Consider the following 252-nt stretch of genomic DNA (forward strand, 5'->3'; position numbering starts at 1 on the left):
GCTTCAAGTGTTCGAAGTTTCGGAAAGAGGTTACGACGCGCAGCTCAACGCTGGCAGGTCGGACAGAAATAGGTCGAGCGCTGCCCCTGCACGATCTGGCGAATCGGCGTGCCGCATACGCGGCAAGGTAGCCCGGCGCGGTCGTACGCGAAGCAGTCGAGCTGGAAATAGCCGCTTTCGCCGTTGCTGCCGACGAAATCGCGCAGCGTGCTGCCGCCGCGTTCGATCGCGTCGGCGAGCGTCGCGCGCACC

1 protein-coding gene is annotated in these 252 nt (G+C 64.7%); it reads right to left on the bottom strand.

The window, feature by feature from the left end:
• Window positions 1-44: 44 nt before the first annotated feature.
• On the bottom strand, window positions 45-252 hold a 208-nt coding region (locus tag R2R70_RS21870), incomplete at its 5' end, for a zinc finger domain-containing protein (RefSeq protein ID WP_410979177.1).

This window comes from Cobetia sp. SIMBA_158 (genome assembly GCF_046566945.1).
Classification (GTDB): domain Bacteria; phylum Pseudomonadota; class Gammaproteobacteria; order Pseudomonadales; family Halomonadaceae; genus Cobetia; species Cobetia amphilecti.